The organism is Ruegeria sp. BHSA123, assembly GCF_059613425.1.
This window is the reverse complement of sequence record NZ_JBXWSL010000121.1, coordinates 1-4851: the sequence shown is the minus strand read 5'-3', so window position 1 is coordinate 4851 and position 4851 is coordinate 1. Positions and strand designations below refer to the sequence as shown.

Here is a 4851-nt window from a genome sequence, read left to right as displayed (position 1 = left end):
ACTGCAAACAGGTCTGCCCCTGCGGGTGCTGTCGGATGAGATTGCCGAGAAAACAGCGCAGGAACTGGACGACTACCCCGATCAGGCCGAAGCGCATCTGCGAGAGATCAAGGCAATACTCGATGCAGAAGGCTCGGACTACGCAACCTGATGCAAGACAGAGTGACCGACATGCGAGATACCGCGCAGGACCCCGAAGCCGCCTGCTGGCATTACCACCCCGACGGGCCAGTAGGCCTCAATCCGCTGTTCAGTTGGCCGCCGCGCCCATCCGCCGTGCTGAAATGGTACGGCGGAGCGTGGTTGCAAATCACCGCCCTGACCCTGTGCATGACTTTGGCCGTCATCGCCTATGCGTTCTTTTTCCCTGAGTTAGAGACGATGAAGAGCTTTGCACCCGGCTGGATGTTCAGGATTTGGTTGCTGAACATGGTGCCGCAAACTCTGATAGCAGGAAGCCTGCACTGGTGGCTGTACATGCGCAAAGGGCAGGGGATGTACAAAAAGTTCGATCGAAGAGACCTGACGCGGGACAACGGAACATTCACATTCCGCAATCAGGTCTGGGATAATATCTGGTGGACGCTGGGCAGCGCCATGACGGTGGCGACCATTTACCAGTGGGTCATCTTTTGGGCGATGGCAAATGGCTGGGTTCCGACGATTACCTGGGCCAGCGCGCCGGTGTGGTTTGTGGTTTGGATGCTGTTCATTCCCATGTGGTCCGGCCTGCATTTTTACTGGGTGCACCGGCTGGAACATCATCCCAGGCTTTATAAACATGTGCACGCGGTCCATCACCGCAATGTCAATACCGGGCCGTGGTCAGGGATTTCGAATCACTGGTATGAAAACATGCTGTATTTCACGACGTATTTCATCCACCTGATCGTGCCATCCCATCCGCTGCATGTGTTGTTTCACAGCTCGTTCCAGCAGGTCAGCCCGATACTGTCCCATTCTGGGTTCGAGAAGATAAAGGCCGGTGAGACCGAAGCCGCGCGGGCGGGCGACTTTTTTCACCAGCTCCACCACCGGTATTTCGAGTGCAACTACGGCACATCCGAAATTCCTTTCGACAAGTGGTTTGGCACCTATCACGATGGCTCGGCCGAGGCGACGACACGCACGCGCGCTTACAAAAAGCAGATGTATACTTGACGCGGCTGGACCTGTCCGGGGCCTAAACCCGTTCGAACAATGCAATGAAGGCCGTGTCATCCTTGTTTGGACCCGCGGCAAGATCACCGTAGATGCGAACCTCGGGCAGGGTCAGGTTGCGAATCTGATCCTGTTCCAGTTCGTGCAGCTTGCCCTTGAAGCCCATCTTTTCGAAATGGTGGGCGTTTATTGACAGGGCGAACGTCGCGCCTGACCGTGCGACGCGAAGCAGGGCGGGTAATACTTCGGGACCCAGATGGCCATGCGTGAACGTGCCAGATGACACGATGCCGGAGTAGCTGTCAGGCGGAACCGGGATGCCATGGGTCAGGTCAGCCTCGATCGCGTCCCGGTAGATATCCTTGCGCATAGCCTGTTCCAGCATTTCCGAACTGATATCCGTGGCATCAATCGGCCCAACGCCAAGCCCAGACAACACCGCGCCGCATAGGCCCGTTCCCGCACCGACATCCAGAACCGGCCCCTGACCGCCCGCGCCCACAAACGCCCGTGCGGTATGGATATGAAGCTGATAATCCTCACGCGCGGCAAAGCTGTCGTCATAATCCCCGGCCCATTCCGCATAAAGGCGTTTGTTTTCGTCCGGAGAGCTCAGCGCGTAGGCAGAATGCAGGTCTGGTTTCTTTTTGCTCATATCCACAGAAAGGCGCATCAGAAGATTCGATTCAAGTGCGTCCATGCGGCGCTTGCATCCCGATGCGCTGAAGCCCATCAACGGGGCATGACCAAGACACTCTTCTCATTTGGCCACGGCTATTCTGCGCAGGCCCTTTCCCGAATTCTTGCCCCGAAAGGCTGGCAGATTTTTGGCACCACACGAGATGGCGAAGGCGCAGATGCGATACGTGCCTCTGGCGCGGACCCGCTGATCTGGCCCGGTGAGGTCCCAAATCTGGATGGGGTGACGCATTTGCTGATCTCAACGGCACCGGGCGAGGCGGGCGATCCGGTACTGGCGGCGCTGGGCGATGAGATCCGAAAACGGGCAAGTCAGTTCACATGGGTGGGCTATTTATCGACAACGGCTGTTTATGGCGATCATCAGGGCGGCTGGGTTGACGAAGACACCCCGCCAACACCGACCGCCAAGCGTGGAAAGTGGCGCATGCTGGCTGAAGAGCAATGGGCGGCTGTGCCGGGCCTGCCTGTTCACATCTTCCGTCTGGCAGGGATATACGGCCCAGGTCGTGGGCCGTTCTCCAAGCTCACACGCGGTGGGCTGCGGCGCATCATCAAGCCGGGGCAAGTGTTTTCGCGTATCCACGTGGATGACATTGCGCAGGTTCTGCAAGCCTCGATGACAAGGCCGAATCCGGGCAGTGTTTACAACGTATGCGACGATGAACCTGTCCCGCCACAGGATGTCATCGGGTATGCCGCCGAATTGCAGGGGCTTCCTCTGCCCCCGGCGGTTTCATTTGACAAGGCTGACCTGACACCGATGGCGCGCAGTTTTTATAACGAGAACAAACGCGTCCGAAACGACCGGATCAAGGATGAGTTGGGTGTCGAATTGATCTATCCAAACTACCGGGTGGGGTTGGAGGCGCTGATGAAGGACCGGTAGGTTCTTTACTGCGCGGCTGCTTTAATCATATCCGAGGCTTTTTCCGCGATCATTATTGTTGGCGCGTTTGTGTTTCCCGATACCAGCGTTGGCATCACCGACGCATCAACCACACGCAGCCCCTCGATCCCCCGCACCCGGAGTTCAGGATCCACAACCGCCAGATCGTCGGTGCCCATCTTACAGGTGCCAGCCGGGTGATAGATCGTGTCGGCACGGGCGCGGATATGCCCCTCCCAATCGGCGTCGGATTTCGCCGTATCGGTTCCGAACATCTCTTTGTGCCGATATTTGGCCAAAGCCGGCGCTTGCAGGATGTCTCGCGTCATTCGCGCGCCTTTGATCATGGTGTCCAGATCTCGTGCATCTGAAAGAAACCCCGGATCGATGACAGGCATTGCCATTGGGTCCGCGCTGCTCAGGCCAACGGTTCCCCGACTTTCCGGGCGAAGCTTGCAGATATGACAGCTGTACCCGTAACCGTAATGCAGCTTGCGGGCGTGATCATCGACCATTGCGATGGTGAAATGCAGCTGGATATCCGGGCGTTTCAACTCGGGTGAGGTCTTCAGAAACGCTGCCCCTTCGGCAAACGGTGTGGCCGCCATTGACACACCGGTCTTGCGCCACTGACGGATGTGCTTCAGCAGTCGCACCGCTGCTGTCGCGCCGATCCCAAAGTTGTTCGTGTCTTTGGTTCGGTAGGTCAGCGTAAAGTCGAGGTGGTCCTGCAAATTCTGCCCCACACCCGGCAGTTCATGCAGAACAGCGATCCCGTGCGTTTCAAGATCAGCGCTTGCTCCAATCCCTGAGACTTGCAGCAGTTGAGGTGTTTTTAATGCTCCCGCGCACAGGAGAATCTCGCGCGTGGCGGTAACGGTGGTGTCTGCCTTTTTGCCTTTGACCCTGAAAACAACGCCAGTTGCGCGCTTACCCTGAAAGACCAGCCTTTTCGCATAGGCATGTGTAATGACCGTCAGGTTCGGGCGGTTGGCAATCGGGAACAGGTAACCCGCAGCCGCTGAGCACCGCTCTCCATTCTTTGAAGGGTCATGATACTGCGTTACCTGGTACACCCCGACACCTTCGTTATCGCCTCGGTTGAAATCTTCAGTGTGGCGATGTTGGAGTTGCTGCGCGGCTTCAATGAACGCGCGGGTGATCGGGCGAGGTTCTTTTTGCTGTGACACCTGTAACGGGCCTTTGTCACCATGCCAGCTGTCTGCACCAAGCTCATTGTTCTCGGACCGTTTGAAATACGGCAATACGCTGTCCCAATCCCAGCCGTCGCAGCCCAGATCGGCCCACCCATCATAATCCTGCCGCTGACCTCTGACATAAAGCATCGCGTTGATCGCGCTCGAACCACCCAGTGCTTTACCGCGGGGTTGATACCCCCGGCGTCCGTTCAACCCGAGTTGCGGTATGGTTTCAAAAGCCCAGTTGTTGATCTTGGGGCGTCCCGGAAGGGTTGCCACGACAGCTGCCGGCACCCTGACAGTCAGGCCCTTTCCGTTCCCGCCTGCTTCGAGCAGGCAAACGCGTGAAGCCGGGTTCTCGCTGAGGCGGTTTGCAAGAACGGATCCTGCCGACCCGCCGCCCACGATGATATCGTCGAACTGCATGCTGGCTTCCCTACTATCAGAACCATTGATGCGCTGGTCCGCTGTTCGCCATCCGAGCCAGGCTTCCCTGAGACTGCGTCAATTGAGTGAAAAAACAATTGTGACCTGAAGTCAGTTTCCAAGTGTTCTTCGACATTCAGCGAAACGGTACGCCCGCGTCGATCGAAAGACTCAAGACGGATATCAATGTCGTCGTTTGCTGTCGGGGCCGACGATTCCAGCCAAAGCGCAGATTTCACCCACTTCTTCTGATGAGCCTGCACCTTAAGTGGCTGGCGGAAATCGCAAAATAAACGTTTAAGTATTTGAGTTATAATAATTAATTTAGAATTTAGTGAGAAAAGCAAAGTTTTTTCAAAATGGGGGTTGCGGGTAGGGAGTCTAATCCGTAAATACCCCTTCACCGGCGCAGCTGAGGTTGGCCTGACGGACTGGAAAGACGGTTGAGACGCACCGGAGAGACGGTGGGCATCTGAG

Annotated in this window: 4 protein-coding genes; 2 read left to right on the top strand and 2 right to left on the bottom strand. The window is 56.8% G+C overall.

The window, feature by feature from the left end; all coding sequences use genetic code 11:
• Positions 1–150: 150 nt before the first annotated feature.
• Entirely contained in the window at positions 151–1161 is a 1011-nt protein-coding gene (locus tag AC2FNC_RS20070) for a sterol desaturase family protein (RefSeq protein ID WP_496716459.1), read from the top strand.
• A 22-nt stretch (positions 1162–1183) separates the two neighbouring features.
• Here AC2FNC_RS20070 and AC2FNC_RS20065 read toward each other — a convergent pair whose 3' ends face one another.
• Positions 1184–1816, bottom strand: a complete 633-nt coding sequence (locus AC2FNC_RS20065) for a class I SAM-dependent DNA methyltransferase (RefSeq protein WP_480474626.1) — start codon at positions 1814–1816, stop codon at positions 1184–1186.
• Between the two features lie 87 nt (positions 1817–1903).
• On the opposite strand from AC2FNC_RS20065, the gene AC2FNC_RS20060 reads away from it, so the two are divergent.
• Positions 1904–2749, top strand: coding sequence for an SDR family oxidoreductase (locus AC2FNC_RS20060; protein ID WP_480519731.1), 846 nt, complete (start codon positions 1904–1906; stop codon positions 2747–2749).
• 5 nt (positions 2750–2754) lie between these two features.
• Here AC2FNC_RS20060 and AC2FNC_RS20055 read toward each other — a convergent pair whose 3' ends face one another.
• Positions 2755–4374, bottom strand: a complete 1620-nt coding sequence (locus tag AC2FNC_RS20055) for a GMC family oxidoreductase (RefSeq protein WP_496716458.1) — start codon at positions 4372–4374, stop codon at positions 2755–2757.
• Positions 4375–4851 lie beyond the last annotated feature (477 nt).